This window comes from Actinomadura kijaniata NBRC 14229 (genome assembly GCF_001552175.1).
Lineage (GTDB): Bacteria > Actinomycetota > Actinomycetes > Streptosporangiales > Streptosporangiaceae > Spirillospora > Spirillospora kijaniata.
The window spans coordinates 42,683-58,485 of record NZ_BCQR01000057.1 but is presented as its reverse complement, the minus strand read 5'-3'; the positions used below and the strand labels follow the sequence as shown (position 1 = coordinate 58,485).

The 15,803-nt window shown below is 73.3% G+C and carries 18 protein-coding genes and 1 pseudogene; 14 read left to right on the top strand and 5 right to left on the bottom strand.

Annotated elements, in window-relative coordinates; translation table 11 throughout:
• Window positions 1-357: pseudogene (locus AKI01S_RS51760) on the top strand (IS256 family transposase); the annotation flags it as partial.
• Window positions 354-851, top strand: coding sequence for an HAD domain-containing protein (locus AKI01S_RS19120; RefSeq protein WP_067819309.1), 498 nt, complete (start codon window positions 354-356; stop codon window positions 849-851). The pseudogene AKI01S_RS51760 and the gene AKI01S_RS19120, both read left to right, overlap by 4 nt.
• Window positions 852-1,407: 556 nt before the next feature.
• On the opposite strand, the gene AKI01S_RS19115 is transcribed toward AKI01S_RS19120, so the two are convergent.
• Window positions 1,408-1,998 carry a DUF4291 domain-containing protein gene (locus AKI01S_RS19115; protein ID WP_067819306.1) on the bottom strand — a complete coding sequence of 197 codons (591 nt, stop codon included), beginning with the start codon at window positions 1,996-1,998 and terminating at the stop codon, window positions 1,408-1,410.
• Between the two features lie 116 nt (window positions 1,999-2,114).
• Window positions 2,115-2,375, bottom strand: coding sequence for a YjbH domain-containing protein (locus tag AKI01S_RS19110; RefSeq protein ID WP_245681693.1), 261 nt, complete (start codon window positions 2,373-2,375; stop codon window positions 2,115-2,117).
• Window positions 2,376-2,743: 368 nt separating this feature from the next.
• On the opposite strand from AKI01S_RS19110, the gene AKI01S_RS19105 reads away from it, so the two are divergent.
• From AKI01S_RS19105 to AKI01S_RS19090, 4 genes are all read left to right on the top strand, one after another.
• Window positions 2,744-3,610 (top strand): Sco1979 family transcriptional regulator, encoded by an 867-nt coding sequence (locus AKI01S_RS19105; RefSeq protein WP_067819300.1) that lies wholly within the window; start codon window positions 2,744-2,746, stop codon window positions 3,608-3,610.
• A 102-nt stretch (window positions 3,611-3,712) separates the two neighbouring features.
• Window positions 3,713-4,780 carry a phosphotransferase enzyme family protein gene (locus tag AKI01S_RS19100; RefSeq protein WP_067819297.1) on the top strand — a complete coding sequence of 356 codons (1,068 nt, stop codon included), beginning with the start codon at window positions 3,713-3,715 and terminating at the stop codon, window positions 4,778-4,780.
• Between the two features lie 41 nt (window positions 4,781-4,821).
• Window positions 4,822-5,415, top strand: coding sequence for a TetR/AcrR family transcriptional regulator (locus AKI01S_RS19095; protein WP_067819294.1), 594 nt, complete (start codon window positions 4,822-4,824; stop codon window positions 5,413-5,415).
• A gap of 45 nt (window positions 5,416-5,460) precedes the next feature.
• Window positions 5,461-6,327, top strand: a complete 867-nt coding sequence (locus AKI01S_RS19090) for an NAD(P)-dependent oxidoreductase (RefSeq protein ID WP_067819291.1) — start codon at window positions 5,461-5,463, stop codon at window positions 6,325-6,327.
• A gap of 4 nt (window positions 6,328-6,331) precedes the next feature.
• On the opposite strand, the gene AKI01S_RS19085 is transcribed toward AKI01S_RS19090, so the two are convergent.
• Window positions 6,332-7,015, bottom strand: coding sequence for a histidine phosphatase family protein (locus AKI01S_RS19085; RefSeq protein ID WP_067819330.1), 684 nt, complete (start codon window positions 7,013-7,015; stop codon window positions 6,332-6,334).
• Window positions 7,016-7,112: 97 nt separating this feature from the next.
• Here AKI01S_RS19085 and AKI01S_RS19080 point away from each other — a divergent pair, with 97 nt between their 5' ends.
• Window positions 7,113-7,502: a VOC family protein gene (locus tag AKI01S_RS19080; protein ID WP_067819289.1), complete on the top strand. Its 390-nt coding sequence runs from the start codon at window positions 7,113-7,115 to the stop codon at window positions 7,500-7,502.
• Window positions 7,503-7,526: 24 nt separating this feature from the next.
• On the opposite strand, the gene AKI01S_RS19075 is transcribed toward AKI01S_RS19080, so the two are convergent.
• On the bottom strand, window positions 7,527-7,943 hold the full coding sequence (locus AKI01S_RS19075) for a CBS domain-containing protein (RefSeq protein ID WP_067819286.1): 417 nt from the start codon (window positions 7,941-7,943) through the stop codon (window positions 7,527-7,529).
• 136 nt (window positions 7,944-8,079) lie between these two features.
• Here AKI01S_RS19075 and AKI01S_RS19070 point away from each other — a divergent pair, with 136 nt between their 5' ends.
• The 4 genes from AKI01S_RS19070 (at window position 8,080) to AKI01S_RS19055 (ending at window position 13,154) form a co-directional block, all read left to right on the top strand.
• Window positions 8,080-8,997 (top strand): hypothetical protein, encoded by a 918-nt coding sequence (locus tag AKI01S_RS19070; RefSeq protein ID WP_067819283.1) that lies wholly within the window; start codon window positions 8,080-8,082, stop codon window positions 8,995-8,997.
• The gene (locus AKI01S_RS19065) at window positions 8,994-10,091 is read left to right on the top strand and encodes a hypothetical protein (protein WP_067819280.1); all 1,098 of its coding nucleotides are present in this window, start codon (window positions 8,994-8,996) and stop codon (window positions 10,089-10,091) included. The genes AKI01S_RS19070 and AKI01S_RS19065 overlap by 4 nt, the downstream gene beginning before the upstream one ends.
• Window positions 10,092-10,365: 274 nt before the next feature.
• Window positions 10,366-11,847, top strand: a complete 1,482-nt coding sequence (locus tag AKI01S_RS19060; RefSeq protein WP_067819277.1) for a hypothetical protein — start codon at window positions 10,366-10,368, stop codon at window positions 11,845-11,847.
• On the top strand, window positions 11,844-13,154 hold the full coding sequence (locus AKI01S_RS19055; RefSeq protein WP_067819274.1) for an AAA family ATPase: 1,311 nt from the start codon (window positions 11,844-11,846) through the stop codon (window positions 13,152-13,154). The genes AKI01S_RS19060 and AKI01S_RS19055 overlap by 4 nt, the downstream gene beginning before the upstream one ends.
• 3 nt (window positions 13,155-13,157) lie before the next feature.
• Here AKI01S_RS19055 and AKI01S_RS19050 read toward each other — a convergent pair whose 3' ends face one another.
• On the bottom strand, window positions 13,158-13,952 hold the full coding sequence (locus AKI01S_RS19050; RefSeq protein WP_174567395.1) for an ABC transporter ATP-binding protein: 795 nt from the start codon (window positions 13,950-13,952) through the stop codon (window positions 13,158-13,160).
• Window positions 13,953-14,088: 136 nt separating this feature from the next.
• Between AKI01S_RS19050 and AKI01S_RS19045 the strand changes: the two genes are divergently transcribed.
• The 3 genes from AKI01S_RS19045 to AKI01S_RS19035 all read left to right on the top strand — a co-directional run bounded on the left by AKI01S_RS19045 (window position 14,089) and on the right by AKI01S_RS19035 (window position 15,795).
• On the top strand, window positions 14,089-14,604 hold the full coding sequence (locus tag AKI01S_RS19045) for a hypothetical protein (protein ID WP_067819271.1): 516 nt from the start codon (window positions 14,089-14,091) through the stop codon (window positions 14,602-14,604).
• Window positions 14,605-14,753: 149 nt separating this feature from the next.
• Window positions 14,754-15,443, top strand: a complete 690-nt coding sequence (locus AKI01S_RS19040; RefSeq protein ID WP_067819268.1) for a hypothetical protein — start codon at window positions 14,754-14,756, stop codon at window positions 15,441-15,443.
• 88 nt (window positions 15,444-15,531) lie between these two features.
• On the top strand, window positions 15,532-15,795 hold the full coding sequence (locus tag AKI01S_RS19035) for a hypothetical protein (RefSeq protein WP_067819265.1): 264 nt from the start codon (window positions 15,532-15,534) through the stop codon (window positions 15,793-15,795).
• Window positions 15,796-15,803: the final 8 nt, after the last annotated feature.

Sequence of the window (15,803 nt, the reverse complement as noted above, 5' to 3'; positions counted from 1 at the left end):
GGCACCGAGGCGCTGGTGGGGTTCTGCAACGCAGAGGACAAGGACCACACGTTGAAGGCGGGCACGGAGGTCGCGGTGGCCTGCGCTCGAGATGAGTTGCCAGCCTTCGGCAGTTCTGCCGTCGAGCGTTGGATCCGCCCGCGTACGGCCGACCCCGTCGAGTCGACCTTCATCAGCTGGCGGCATCGCACCAGGGCCACGACGAGGCCCGGTTCACGAACCGCTGGTTTGGCCATGGCGTTCAAGCTCATCGAGTCCATCTGGGCTAACGCCCCGTACATGGTCGCGTTGGTGTGTACTGGAGCCCGCTTCGGATGCGGCGTGCTCGGCGCGCGTGATGAGGTCAGCGTCGCATGACCGGCTGCATGCAGCGCCCGCTGCTCTTCCTCGATGTCGATGGGCCGCTGCTCCCGTTCGGCGAGGACCCGCGGCGGGGTCCACGGGCTACCGCGGTGGGTTCTCGCCTGGCGCGGCTCGTCCCGGAGGTGGGCCGTCGGCTGGCGGCGTTGCCGTGCGAACTCGTCTGGGCCACCACCTGGGAAGACGCTGCCAACGACGAGATAGCAGCCCTCATCGGGCTGCCACGGCTGCCCGTGGTGAACTGGCCGGAGCCATCCGTCGAGCATGAACACGAGGATCGGTGGTTCGGGCTCCACTGGAAGACCCGGACCCTGGTGAGCTGGGCGGCCGGACGCCCGTTCGCATGGGTCGACGACGAGATCACCGACGCCGATCGGGCCTGGGTGTCCGCGCACCATCGCGGCCGGGCTCTCCTCCATCGCGTGGAGGCGTTCCGGGGACTCTCCGACGAGGACTTCGCAACGCTTGATCAATGGCTTCGGACTCTGTGAGGCGTCCACGATTCGCCGGATGACAATTGCTCATGGGTGTGGGTTTCCCTCGCCGCGTGGGGGCGGCGTTGTCATGCGCTTCGGCTGGCCAGCCGTTTGTCGTGGCCGGATACCGGAGTCGGCCTGGGCTCGTAGGTCCGGGCCGATGGGCGCCGTTGGGTCGAGGTGCTGTTAGCGGTCGCTCTGGTTATGGCCCGAGTGCTTCGCGGCCTTCGTTGCGTTGCCGTCGGTGTCCGGGTCCGCTACAGCCGGCTCATTGATGGGACGGATTCTTGGGGGTGGGCGGGGGTCGTCCGACCGAATGCGGGAAACCGTTCGTCTGGGCGGCGCACTGCCCGGGGTCTCTTCGCTCACCTGCGCGGATGGGCTTGGGAACAGGAGTTCGGTGGCGTTCTGTTCTTGGGCGGTGCGCGTTTGGAGCGTCAGGTGGATCGCGCCGCTGAATGGCCCGCTGGGATCTCTTCTGAGGCTTCCGGTAGCGACGGAAGAGGCTCGTTCGGTTGGGTGGCGAACGTCATGGGGAGCGTTTGAACGTGTCGGACGCGGGTGGGGAGTGTCAGTCCGCGCCTATTCCGTTGGCCAGGTGGGCGGGGAGGGGATAGAGGCGTTCTTCGGGGAGGAGGTCTCGGGCTTGGCGCGTCCTGCCTTCCTGGAGGAGGCGATGGATCTTGCGGACCAGCGGGGTGCGGTCCTCGATCTCCAACGTCCATTCGTCCGCGTAGCGGTTGATGACGTGGCGGCTCAGTCCGATCTGGATGCTGCGGTCTTCGAGTTTCGCGCCGCGCAGGGTGCGTTCGGGGTCCCACTGGACGTGGACGACGGACTCGGCGAAGCGCCGGCGCCACTCGTCGCTGTCGCGGAACACCCGCCGGTCCGGGTGGGTCGGGACGGCCAGGCTCAGGGCCTCCTCCCATCCGGCGCGGGTGATGCGGACCGCGAGGATGCGTTCCTGGCCGGGTTTGCGGGCCCAGTTGCTACGGGCCATCAGCCACAGGAACGACGGTTTGATCCAGGTCATCCGCTCCCGTGAGAAAGGCGGTACGAAGCGGCCCGCCGCGCAGGCGGCGTCGGCGATCTCCGGACGGAACGCCTGGTAGACGGTGATGGAGTCGCGGTCGTACCGGGCGCGGATCTGGTGCGTTCTCATCCCGGTCACCGTGGCCGAACGCCGATCGGCCGGGCAACCGGTTTTCCGGCGGCGCGCTGCGGCGCCGCCGGACCTTTGTGACCGGTGGTGCGGAATTTCCCTCTGGGAGGAAAGGATTAGCTGGCCCGCAGGTAAGAGGCGCGGAGGGAGAGGCGGTTCCGCAGCAGGTCGATGGCCTCGGGCAGGGCCGGGGCCGCCGCCTGGGCGCGGAGCCGATGGCCGTCGACGGCGACGACCGCCTGCGCCAGGGCCGGGCGCGGAAGTGACGAGTCCGCCAGCAGGGTCAGGGTGACCTGGACGGTGTCGATCTCACCGGGAATGTCGGCCAGAGCGGCACGGACGGCGCGTTCGGCCTCGTTCCGATCCGTGTCCGTCACCTCACCCGAGGTCAGGAATCGCACTTCCGGCACTTCACGACGGGTCGAGTTCATGGCGTTCCCCACAGACGCGATGACTGTTCGGTCCGGGAACGGGGTGTGCCGTCGCAGGACACATCCGTCCCCATATATAAGGACCGTCACGGCTTTCCCGAAGTTCACCGCGGCAGACGAGAGCTTCGTCACCGTCCCGCCCCCGGACCTGCTGCGGGGATTTTCACCCATCCCAAATCTGGATGCTGATCCTCTACGATGTGGCGGGTAACACTTCCGCCCGCGTTTCCAACCGTCGACTGGCTGGTGACCGCTTGTCCCGTCAATCCGCTGCCCCGACCCCGCCGCCCGAGGGCGGGCCCCAGGTCGGTCGTGTGATCGACTATCCGCGGCGCGGCGGCCCCACCGTGCTGCGCATCCTGCTGGGTTCGCAGTTGCGGCGGCTGCGCGAGGCGCGCGGCATCTCCACCGAGGAGGCCGGGTACGAGATCCGCGGTTCGCACTCCAAGATCAGCCGGATGGAGCTCGGCCGCGTCGGGTTCAAGGAACGCGACGTCGCCGACCTGCTGACGCTGTACGGGGTGACCGACCCGGCCGAACGCGCGCCGCTGCTGGAACTCGCCCGCGAGGCCAACACGCCCGGCTGGTGGCACCAGTACGGCGACGTGCTGCCGAGCTGGTTCGAGACCTATCTCGGGCTGGAGGAGGCGGCGTCGCTGCTGCGCGCCTACGAGGTGCAGTTCGTTCCGGGCCTGTTGCAGACCGAGGAGTACGCGCAGGCCGTGGTGCGCCTGGGCTACCCCGACGCCACGGACGAGGAGACCGAGCGGCGGGTGCAGGTCCGGATGACGCGCCAGGAGCGGTTCACCCAGCGGGGCGCGCCGACGCTGTGGGCCGTGGTGGACGAGGGCGTGCTGCGCCGTCCGCTCGGCGGCCCGGCGGTGATGCGCCGCCAGCTGGAGCACCTCATCGCGATGACCGAGCTGACGAACGTGACGCTGCAGGTGGTGCGGTTCGGCGCGGGCGGCCACGCGGCGGCGGGCGGGCCGTTCACGATCCTGCGGTTCGCCGAGCCGGGCCTTTCGGACGTGGTCTATCTGGAGCAGCTCACCAGCGCGCTGTACCTGGACAAGGCGAGCGACGTCGACATCTACATGCAGGCGATGAACAATCTGTGCGTCACCGCCTCCCGGCCCGACCTGACCGTGGACTTCATGCGCGACCTGTTGCGCGAGATGTGACCGGCGGGCGCGGCGGTTCCTTCCATCGGACCCGCCTCGGGCGGTAGCGTCGTGTGAGAACATCCGTTCGACCACTGTCCGTCGAGGCCCCGAGGTGCTGAGGTGCCGACCTCCCAGAGCGCTTGCGACACCGACCCGACACCGTCCCGGCTGCCCCGGCGGTGGGATCTGGCCGAGGCCCGGGTGTCCGGGCCGGTGGCGGAGGGCCGTGACCGCCGTTGCTGGCGGGTGGACTCCGGCGACGGCCCGTTCCTTCTGGCGGAGTACCCGAGACCGGACCGGCGGCGGCTCCTGTTCCAGCACGAGGTGACCGCCGCGCTCGACGCGGCGGGCCTGCCGGTGCTGGCGCCGGTTCCGGCGCGCACCGGCAGGACCCTGGTCACGGCCGGCGGCCACGGCTTCGTCCTGTACTCGTGGGTGTCGGGGCGGCGGCGCGGCGGCCTGGAGCTGACGTACGGGCAGTGCGAGGCGCTCGGCGAGCTGCTCGGCCGTCTCCACGCCGAACTGGACGCCTGCACTCCCCCGGTGCAGCAGAGCATGCTGGTGCCGACGCCGCGCGCGGCCGACGCGGCCGAGGCGGTCGACGCGTTGCTGGACTCGGTGCCCGACGACGGGACCGACTTCGCCGCGCTCACCGGACGGCGTCTTCGGGAGCGGCGCGCGCTGCTGGACGAGTACGCCGACTTCCGTCCCCCGGAGCTGGACGTCAGTACGGTCGGGCACCTGCACGGCTCGTTCGGTCCGGGCTGCCTGCGCTACGGCGGCTCCGGCAACGTCACCGCCGTGCTGGGCTGGGACTCGCTGACGACCGGCCCGGTCGCCGGGGAGCTGGTGCGCGCGGCGGTCGCGCTGTTCACGTTCGAGGACGACCGGGGCCTGGACCTGGAGCGGGTGCAGTCCTTCGTGCGCGGCCACCGCGCCGCGTTCCCCCTGGACGCCGGGCAGATCCAGGGGGCGGTCCACCGCGAGTGGTGGGAGCGGTTGTGCGACGTCCGCCCGCTGCGGCACCGCTACCTCGGCGACGACCCGGCGGGCGGGACGGGCGGCGACCGCGGCTCCGCCGGGGCGGCCGGGCTGGTGGCCTGGTGGTCGGCGAACCTGGACCGCACCCTGGAGGTCTTCCCCGCCCCGTACGCGGCCCCGGCCGAGGACAGCCCCGCCTACGGCTGACCAATCTTGACCGCTCGTTACAGATAACCTAGGGTCGAGCCATGGCACGCACCCGGGAGTTCGACACCGACGCGGCGGTCGAGGCCGCGATGCAGGTGTTCTGGAGCCGCGGCTACGAGGCCACCTCGATCCAGGACCTGGTCGAGGCGACCGGCGTCGGGCGCGGCTCGCTGTACGCGGCGTTCGGCAGCAAGGACGGCCTGTACGAGGCCGCCCTCGCCCGGTACGCGGAACGCTCGGTCGGCGGGGCCGCCGAGCGGCTGGACGGCGACGGGCCGGTCCGCGTCGTCCTGCGGGACCTGCTGGTGGGCATGGTCGAGGAGACCGTCGCCGACCCGGCGCGGCGCGGCTGCCTCATCACCAACACCGCCGTGGAGCGGCTTCCCCGCGACCCGGCGGCGGGACGCGTCGTCGGCGGCGCGCTCGACCGTCTCACCGACGCGGTGACCGCGGCGCTGCGCCGCGGTCGCGCCCGCGGCGAGCTGCCGCCCGACGCCGACGTGGCCGCGCTGGCCGACTTCCTGGTGACGACCGTCCAGGGGCTGCGCGTGCAGGGCAAGGCCGGCGCCGACCGGCGGCGCCTGACCACCGTGGTGGACACCGCGCTGCGCGTCCTGGACGCGCCCCCGGCCTGACCCGTGCCGTTATCTGTAACGAATAGTCAAGAATTGGAGTCGACGATGACCTCCGTCGCACTGTTGGGCACCGGCATCATGGGAGCCGCCATGGCCCGCAACCTCCTGCGGGCCGGGCTCGACGTCACCGTGTGGAACCGCACCCGGGAACGCGCCGAGCCCCTGGCCGCCGACGGCGCGACCGTCGCCGCGACGCCCGCCGAGGCCGTCGCGGACGCCGACGTCGTCATCACGATGCTCGACGACGGCGGCACCGTGCTCGCCGTCATGGACGACGCCGCCTCCGCGCTGCGTTCCGGGCAGGTCTGGGCGCAGATGAGCACGGTCGGGCTGGAAGCCGTCGGGCCCATGGCCAAGCTCGCCGCCGAGCACGGCGTCACGTTCGTGGACGCGCCGGTGCAGGGCACCCGGCAGCCCGCCGAGCAGGGGCAGCTGGTCGTGCTCGCGGCCGGTCCGGAGAGCGTGCGCGCGCCCCTGGAGCCGGTGTTCGGGGCGGTCGGGCGCCGGACGCTGTGGCTGGACACCGACGGCGCGGGCGGGGCGGCGCAGCGGCTCAAGCTGGTCGCCGTCAGTTACGCGATCTCGATGACCGGGCTCGTCGGGGAGACGCTGGGGCTGGCCAAGGGGCTCGGCGTCGATCCGGCGCTGTTCGCCGAGGTCGTCACCGGCGGCCCCCTGGACAGCCCGTACCTCCAGGCGAAGATGAGGGCGATCGCCGACGGCGACTTCACGCCGAGCTTCACCGCCCGCAACGCCCGCAAGGACACCCGCCTCATCGGCGAGGCCGCCGCGGCGGCGGGGGTCCGGGCGGACCTGAACGAGGCGACCGGCGAGCGGCTGCGGCGCGCCGTCGAGAGCGGCCACGGCGAGGAGGACATGGCCGCCAACTACTTCGCCAGCTTCGAGTCCTGAGGCGTCAGTCCGCGAACACCGGGCGGCCCGGGTCCTGCTCCGGCTCGGCCGCCCCCAGGTGCCCGGTCGCGCCGGCCACCACGCCGAACGTGTCCGGGCCGTGCGGCCGCAGCTCGATCGCCGAGCCGTTGGGGACCACGGTGACGTCGACGTGGCGGCGGAACGCCCGCATCGCCGCCGCGTCCGGTTCGGTGATCCCCGTCGTGAGCGTCCAGGTCACGGCCTTCATGAACAGCCCGTGCGTGAACACCGCGACCGGCCCGGGCAGCCCGGCCGCGCGGTCCAGGAACGCCCGCGCCCGGTCGATGAGGCCCTGGAACGACTCGCCGTCCCCGCCCTCGACGTGGCGGGGGTCGGCGCGGTCCCAGTACGCCTCGGCGAACGGCCGCCGCTGCGCGTTGGTGGTCTGCGGGCCGTGCAGCCTCCCCAGGTAGGTGAACTCCTGGACGGGCCACTCCTCGTAGGGGACGTCGGGGAACCGCTCCCGCGTGGGCAGCGCGGTCTGCCGGGCCCGCACGAACGGCGAGGCGACGACCAGCGCGGGCGGGCCGGTGAGGGCGGCGGCGACCCGGGCGGCCTCGGCCCGGCCGCGCGCGGTGAGCGGCGCGGCCCCGGGGCCGTTGGTGGGCAGTCCGGCGTTCGACTCGCTCTGGCCGTGCCGGATCATCCAGACCCGCGCACCCGTCATCTCGATCACGTCCCCAGGCTGGCACGCGGACGGAACGTTCGGAAGAGCGCGGCCCCGGACAGGAAGAGGGTGGGACACGAGTCACGGAGGGACACCGATGGAAGTGCTGAGCAGCCGGATCCTGCTGCGCCCGGCCGATCCGGAGCGCAGCCGCCGCTTCTACCGCGACGTGCTGGGGCTGGCGGTGTACCGGGAGTTCGGCCCGCCGGACGATCCGGGGCTGGTGTTCTTCCTCGGCTCGGGGTTCCTGGAGGTGTCGGGGCACGGCGCGGGGCGCGCCGGATCGTCGCCGATGCTCTGGTTGCAGGTGCGCGACGTGCGGGCCGAGCACCGGCGGCTCGCCGCGGCCGGGGTGACGGTCACCCGCGAGCCGCGGCCGGAGCCGTGGGGACTGGTCGAGATGTGGATCGAGGATCCCGACGGTGTCCGGATCGTCCTGGTGGAGGTCCCGGACGACCACGTGCTGCGCCGCGACCCGCGTTCCTGACCGGCCGTCACCCCGACCAGCCGGTCACGGGGCGTAGACCCGCTCGACGAACCGGGCGATCAGCTCGTCGGGCAGGTGCCGCGCCAGGTCGGCCTCGCTGATCATGCCGACGAGGCGGTCGCCGTCCAGCACCGGGACGCGCCGGACCTGGTGCTCGCCCATGGTGCGCACCACCGTCTCGGCGTCGTCCCCGGCGGCGACGGTGTGCAGGTCGGGCCCGGCCACCTCCCCGGCCGTCGTCCGCTCGGCGTCGCGGCCCTCGGCGACGGCCCGGAGCACGATGTCGCGGTCGGTGACGACGCCGCGCAGCCGCCCGTCCGGCCCCAGGACCGGCAGCGCTCCCACGTCCAGGTCGCGCATCTTCCGCGCGGCGGCGGACAGCGTGTCGTCGGCGCCGACGCCCTCGACGCCGGAGGTCATGATGTCGCGTGCGGTGGCCAATGCTGCTCCTCCCCCGGATCGCGTCGCAATCCCACCCATGCCCCGGGCGGCGCAACGGCGGGCAAACCCGACACCATCCCCGCACCAAAACTGGAAAAAGCTGGAAGTTTCAGGAAGCTGCGGTACCCTCTCCGTCATGCCTTCGTCACCCGGAGCCCCCTCCCCGGAGGAGCTCGAGGCTCGCATCGCCGAGCTGCGCACCGCCGTGCGCCGGGCGATGGCGGCCGGGGACCGGCAGGCCGCCCGCGCGCACCGCGCCGAGCTGCGCGCCGCCGAGGGGGCCTGGGACGAGGCCGTGCTCGGCGACACCGCGCTCGGCGACACCGCGCTCGGCGACACCGCGCTCGGCGAACCGGCGCCTGACGAGACCGCGGACGACGCGCCTTCCGGCGAGCGCCCCGCGCCCCCTCCCCCGCCGCGCGCCGCCGTGCCGCGCGGGCTGGTGCCGGTGCGCGAGCGGGTCCACCAGGCGTTGACGCTGATCGGCGCGCCCGCGGCGCCCAAGCTGATCGCGTCGGTGTACGCGGCGTTCCTGCCGGGGCAGCTCCCCGCCGCGCGGCTGACGAGCCTGCGCCGCGACGAGGAACGCTCGTTCCGCAGCGCCCCCTACGCCCGCCCCTACTACCTGTGCGCGGCACTCACCGCCGACCTGCTGGCACCGGCCCGCGGGCTGCTCACCGTGAGCACCTGGCCGCTGGAGCAGCGGATCTCCGGGCCGCTCAGCGCCCGCACCGACTTCCTCACCGCCGCGATCCGGATCGCCGAGCACGCCGAGCGCCGTCCCGACTCTCCGGACGTTCAGCGACTCTTGTGGCGTTTCGCGGCCAACATTCCCGGTGCTGCCACCGGTGCGGTCGGTACAGTCGAGCCGGGGGCGCTCATCGCGGCCGCCCGCGCGGAACTCGACGTGCACGCCGAGACCGACCGGCGGCAGCGCAGACGCGCCGCCGACCGCGCCCGCGCGCAGCTCGACGACGCCGGGCGGCTGTTCGGCGCCCGGCTGCGCGCCATGCGCAGCGCCACCGGCACCACCGACGGAGAAGACGACCGATGAGCATGACCGCGCCGGACCTGGACCGGCTGCGCGGGGTGGCCGCCCCGCGCAACCACGACGCCCGCACCATCGCCGCGCTGACCGCCAATCCGGGCTGCGCCCGGCGGGGCGTGATGGACGCCGCCGGGGTCGACAAGGACGCCGTCGCCCGCCATCTGGGCTTCGGCGTGCCGTTCGGCCAGTCGCAGTTCGCGATCACCCGGGGGAACACGTTCGAGGCGCAGGTCAAGGCCGACGGGTGTGCCGAGCTGCTGACCCTGCTGCGCGACCGGCTCGGCCTGGAGGTGCCCGAGGTCGCCTACGACGACCTCGGGGCGGTCGGCGACAACGAGGGCCGCGAGGTGCGGCACGCCCGTACCCGCAAGCTGGTCCAGCGCGCGCTGGAGACCGGCGAGGGCACGCTGTTCGACCATCCGCTGCTGCGGCTGGACATCGCCGGGCGCCCCGCCTACCTGGAGCCCGACGTGATCGCGTTCCAGCTCGGCGGGCGGTTCCACATCGTGGAGATCAAGTCGTTCGCGGTGATCGACGGGCAGGCCGAGGCGGACCAGGTGGCCGCGGCCGCGCGGCAGTCGGCGGTGTACGTGCTGGCGCTGCGGCGGCTGGTCGCCGAGCTGGGCCACGACCCGGTCGAGAAGGTGGCGCACGAGGTGTTCCTGGTGTGCCCGGAGAACTTCTCCAACCGGCCCACCGCCACCCCGGTCGACATCCGCCCGCAGCTGGCGGTGCTGGAGCGGCAGCTCGCCCGCCTCACCCGCGTCGACACGATCGTGGCGCAGCTCCCCGAGGAGATCACCTTCGACCTGGGCGAGGCCCTGGAGGAGGCGGTGCGCACCGTGGAGGCCCGGTACGCGCCCGAGTGCATGTCGAGCTGCGAGATGGCGTTCTTCTGCCGCGCCGAGGCCCGCGCCTGCGGCGCGACCGGGGCGCTGGGCCGGTCGGTCCGCGACGACCTGGGCGGCGTGGACTCGGTCGAGACCGCCCTCGCACTGGCCGAGGGCGTCCTGGAGCCGTCGGAGGACCTCGCCGAGACCGCCGAGCAGCTCCGCCTGGCCGCCCGCCTCCGCCGCGAGGCCCTGGCGGGGGTGGCGTGAGCACGCTGAAGGGGCGCCTTCTCGGCGCCCCCCAAACGTGCGGGGAGCACAGTGTGAGCACGCTGAAGGGGCGCGGCGCCGTCTGGGCTGACCCGCGAGCGCAGCGAGCCGATGGGCAATGTGCCCACGCGGAACGAGCGCAGCGGGAGCGAAGCGACCAGAGCGACGAGGGAAGACGGCGCCTCCTTGGCGTCGTCTGGGCCGGGTCGCGGGCGCGGAGTGGCCGGGGGCGGTGGCGCCTTCTTGGTGGTCCGTGGGTGGGCGGGGGCGTTGGGTGAGTACGTTGACCTCTCTCGCGCAGCTCCAGGCGGTCGCCTCCGGGGTCGCGCAGCCGCTCGCGACCGTGCGGCACTGCCATCTGGCCGAGGCGCCGCTGGTCATGGTGCCGCTCAAGCTCGCCGGTGAGGCCGCCGCGCCGCTGGCGGTGATGCTCGGGTCCGATCCGGGGAGTCCGACGCTGCTGGTGGTTCCGCAGCCGCGCAACCGGGATCAGCGGTTCGCGTTCGCCGCCGACCTGGCGCGGGTCGCGCTCAAGTACATCGAGTCCAGCCGGGGCCAGGTCGAGGAGCTGCCGCCGGGCAAGGAGGGCGAGGAGCGCATCCGCTACAGCGACGCCCCGCAGCTGCTGGTGCCGAACCGGGGCGGGGTGGCGTTCCTGCGGATGCTGGGGCGGTCGACGCGGTTCCGCCGCACCGACGGGCCGTACGCGGTGGAGCCGTCGGTGCCGGTGCTGGGCCGCTGGCTGACGTGGTTCACCGACCGGTACGACCATCCCGGGTCGTGCCTGCTGCTGACGATGACCGAGACGCTGCGGCTGCACTGGGCGACCGGGCAGTCGGCGCTGGAGGACGGGAACCTGGCCGCGCTGGTCGGCTGGATCGACCCGCCGGAGGGCCTGACCGGGCCGCAGGCGGCGGCGCTGGCCGAGGATCCGCTCGCCACGCCGCCCGCCGGGCCCACCACCGACCCCGGTTTCGACAACGAGGTCCTGGCCCCGGCCGTCGCCGCCTACGACGCCGCGCGCGGCCCGGCCCGCGACCGCGCCGAGGAGCGCGTCCGCGCGGTCCTGGAGACCCAGCTCGCCCCGACGTGGGAGCTGATGTGGCGGGCGGTGGGGCTGCTGCGCGGGCTGCCGGAGGGCGCGAGCGTGCCGCAGCGGTGGGAACGCGACCGCGACTCGTTCACCTACTTCCACCAGACGTTCGGCGAGGCGTACCCGCAGGCGCGCCGGGACTCCCCGGTGCGGGCGGCCAAGCGGCTGCACGACATGGAGCGCGCCCAGGACGCCTACGACGCGCAGCGCGCGTTCGACGACCCGCTGGTGATGGCCGAGCACCGGCTGAACGGGCTGGCGTTCGGCGGGGAGGTCACCGGCTGCGACCCGACCCGCAAGGACGAGTCCGGCAAGCGCCCCAAGCTCCGTCCGCACGTGTGGGTCCGCACGGGGGACCCGGTCCGGCTGGATCCGGGGACGACGGTGTGCAGCGCCGCCAACCCGAAGATCAAGGGCACGGTCGTGGAGATCGGCCCGGACGGGGCGGTCCTGGTGGAGCTGACCGGTGGGATGGGCCGCAAGCTGACCCCCGAGCCGGGAACGGTGCCGCAGGTGGGCGACCGGGTGGTGTTCACGTCGCTGACGCTGGGGTCGTTCGGGCCGAGCCGGTTCCCCGACAAGGAGAACACGCCCTGGACGCACGGCGGGCCGCCCGCCGACTACGAACCGACCGACGACGACGCGGCGGAGGACTGGTCATGACCGACATCGCCGATCCGGGCGCGGCGGCCGACCGGGTCGTCGCGGCAGTGCTGGCCGACCTGGACGGCGGGCACCGCGGCGTGATCGTGGACTCCCCGCCCGGCGCGGGCAAGTCCACCCTGGTGGTGCGGGCCACCGCGCACCTGGCTGAGACCGGCGAGCGCATGATGATCGTGGCGCAGACCAACGAGCAGGTCGACGACCTGATCGACCGGATCGCCACCAGGCATCCGCACATCGCCGTGGGGCGGCTGTCGGCGGCGGGTTACGTGCCCGGCGACCGGGTGACCGGCCACGCCTCGGTGCGGGTCGCGCAGAAGGCCGACGACCTCGCCGACCGCGCCGTGGTGATCGCGACGGCCGCGAAGTGGGCGACGCTGTCGGACGGGTCATGGCCGTGGGCGATCGTGGACGAGGCGTACCAGATGCGCTCGGACATGCTGCTGCGGATCGCCAGCCGGTTCGAGAAGGCGCTGTTCGTGGGCGACCCCGGCCAGCTCGACCCGTTCTCCACCGTGGAGGTGGAACGCTGGGCGGGCCTGGCGTGGGACCCGATGCGCAGCGCCGTGTCTGTGCTGCTGGCCCACAACCCCGACCTTCCGGTGCACCGGCTGCCGGTGTCGTGGCGGCTGCCCGCCTCGGCCGCGCCGGTGGTGTCGAAGGCGTTCTACCCGTTCACCGGGTTCCGGTCCGGCACGGGGCCGGGCGACCGGCTGCTGGAGTACGGGGCGCGCGGTATGGGCACCACCTACGACCGGGCGCTGGACGAGGCCGCCGCGTCCGGGTGGGCGCTGTACGAGCTGCCGGCCCGGCACACGCTCCGCACCGACGCCGAGGCGGTCCGCGCCACCGCGGCGCTCGCGGTGCGGCTGCTGCAACGCGGTCCCGTCGCGCACTCCGAGCAGGGGAGCACGCCGGTGACCGCCGACCGGGTCGCGATCGGTGCGGCGCACCGCGACCAGGTCACCGCGATCCGCGCGGCGCTCGGCCCGCACGGCGAGGGCATCACCGTCGACACCGCCAACCGGCTGCAGGGCCGCGAGTACGACGTGACGGTGGTGCTGCACCCGTTGTCGGGCCGCCGCGACGCCACCGCGTTCCATCTGGAGTCGGGGCGGCTGTGCGTGCTGACGTCGCGGCACCGGCACGCGTGCGTCGTGGTCGCGCGCGCCGGGATCCCCGAGCTGCTGGACGCGCACCCGTCGACCGAGCCGGTGCACCTGGGCGTCCCGGTGAAGTTCCCCGACGGGTGGGAGGCCAACCAGGCGGTCCTGGCGCACCTGGCCCGGCACCGGGTGCCGGCCTGAGGGTCAGCCCGCCGTCGCGGTCCAGCGGCCGTTGGCGCGGGCGATGGAGACCGGGTGGTCGAAGCAGGCGCTGACGAGCCCGGTGGTGATCACCTCGTCGGCCGGTCCGGCGGCCAGCACCCGGCCCTCGCGCAGCAGCAGCGCGTGGGTGGTGCTGGTCGGCAGCTCCTCCAGATGGTGGGTGACCAGCACCGACGTCAGGCCGGGGCGGTTGCGGCGCAGTTCGTCCAGGGCCGCCAGCAGGCGTTCGCGGGCGGCCAGGTCCAGGCCGGTGGCGGGCTCGTCGAGCAGCAGCAGGCGCGGGTCCGGCATCAGCGCGCGGGCGATCAGCGCCCGGCCGCGTTCGCCCTGCGACAGGTGCGGCCAGCGCGCCTCGGCCCGCGCGGTCAGCCCCATCAACGCGATCAGCTCGTCGGCGCGGCGCAGCTCGTCGGCGCTCGGCGTCCAGCGCGGCACCAGTTCGATGGTGCCGGTCGCGCCGGTCAGCACGATCTCCCGGACGGTGCGCGCCGACTCCAGCGGGTGGCGCGGGTTCACCTGGCCGATGAGCGCGCGCAGGTCGTGCACGTTGACGCGGCCGAGCCGGTGGCCGAGGATCTCGGCGGTCCCCCGGGTGGGGTGGGTGTAGGCGCCCAGGATGCCGAGCAGCGTCGACTTGCCCGCGCCGTTCGGGCCGATCAGCGCCCAGTGCTCGCCGGCGAGGACGGTCAGCGACACCCGGTCCAGCAGCGTCCTGCGCTCCCGGACCAGGTCGATCTTGTCGGCGTTCAGCACCACCTCGGCGCGCGTGTCGGTCACGGATTCCACCTCCCGGGTCCCCCGGCACGTTATCGGGTGCACCGAAACGTCACGGCGGCGGAGTCGAAACAGGGGCGCGCGAACGGCGCGCGGGCGGATACGGTGGGATCGGTGCCTCAGCGATCAGGGGAGGGACATGGAGGACCTCGGCTTCATGTGCGCCCGCTGCGGCGGCGAGGTGCACGACGTGACGCACAACCGCGAGGGGGAGCTCGACGCGGTCGGCTACCGCCACAACCGGCGGGTCGAGCCGTGGGACCACGAGCTGGAGCTCGCGGTCGGCGCCCCCGACCCCGGCACGCCGGACTGCGACTTCTGCGGCGAGGCCGCGCCGGGCTGGCTCTACTACCCCACGCTGGACCCCGAGGACACCGACGTGTTCGAGGTCGAGCTGGACACCACCCACCTGTCGGACGACGACACGGCGACGGCCGTGCTGAACATGCTCTATCCCTGGTACGCCTGCGACACCTGCTCGGTGCTGGTCGCCGACCGCAACATGGAGCAGATCATCGTCCGGGCGCTGGAGCGCACCCCGGTCCCCGCCGACGGTCCCGTCGGGGAGGACGTGGTCCGCGCGCGCCTGCGGGGGTCGCTGTCGGTGTTCTTCACCACCCGGCCGGGACGTCCCCAGCCCTCGCGCGCCGTCTGAGGGACCGCGCCGCCCGGCTTCCGCCGCGCCGGAATCCAGGCGTGGCCGGTTCCACTGTGACCGGAATCGCCATCCGGGCCACCTGAACCGTCGGTCACCAACATTATGATTCCTCCGGTTCGGGACACGACGGCCTCCGGGGGGTACAAGTGATCATTGAGACGCGGTTTCACGGCCCGGAGGGCTCGGGCAACGGCGGTTACACGGCCGGGCTGCTGGCGGCGCACCTGACGGCCGACACGGTGACGGTGACGCTGCGCAAGCCGCCGCCGCTGGACACCGAGCTGCGGGTCTCCCCCGCCGACGACCACGGCCTGGGGGCCTGGCTGTGGCATGACGACGTGCTGGTCGCCGAGGCCCTGGCCGGGGCGATCGTGGTGCCGCCGGTGTCCCCGGTGCCGCTGGAGGTCGCGGCCGAGGCGGCCGAGAAGTTCCGGGCCCACGAGCACCACCCGTTCCCCGGCTGCTTCGTGTGCGGCCCGGACCGGGAGCCCGGCGACGGGCTGCGGCTGGAGCCGGGCCGGGTCGGCGAGGGCACCGTCGCCGCGCCGTGGACGCCCGCCGAGGTCCCCTCCCACGCGGTCATGTGGGCGGCGCTGGACTGCCCGGGCGGCTGGTCGTTCGACATCGTCGGCCGTCCCTCGGTGCTCGGCACCATGACCGCGCAGGTCGTGGACGTCCCGGAGGCGGGCGAGCCGTGCGTGGTGATGGGGCTGGCCCGCACCCGCGAGGGCCGCAAGATGCACGCCGCCACCGCCATGTACGGGGCCGACGGGCGGCTGCTGGGCCGGTCCGAGCAGATCTGGATCGAGGTCGATCCCCGGTTGTTCGGCGGGTGACCAGGCCCGCCACGGGGTTCGCCCGCCCTTCCTCCGGCGCCACCAGCCGGTAACGCTGAATGTGTCACCGGACACGGAATGTGTGGGTATGGTCGCGTTCAATCTGAGTCTCCGCACCAACCGGAGGTCGGGCCAGATGAACGGCAGCGGACTCCTGATCATCGCCATCGCGGCACTCGCCGCCTACATGGGCATGTCCTGGGAGCGTGCCCGCCGGGCCATCTTCGATGTCCGGGTCAGCCGCAAGCGGGTGCAGAACCTGCGGCAGACGGCCATGCGGGAACGGTTCCACGCGATCCTGATCGTCACCGGTTCGCTGTTCGTCATCTTCATGATCGCCAGAAACCGGTGACGATCCGC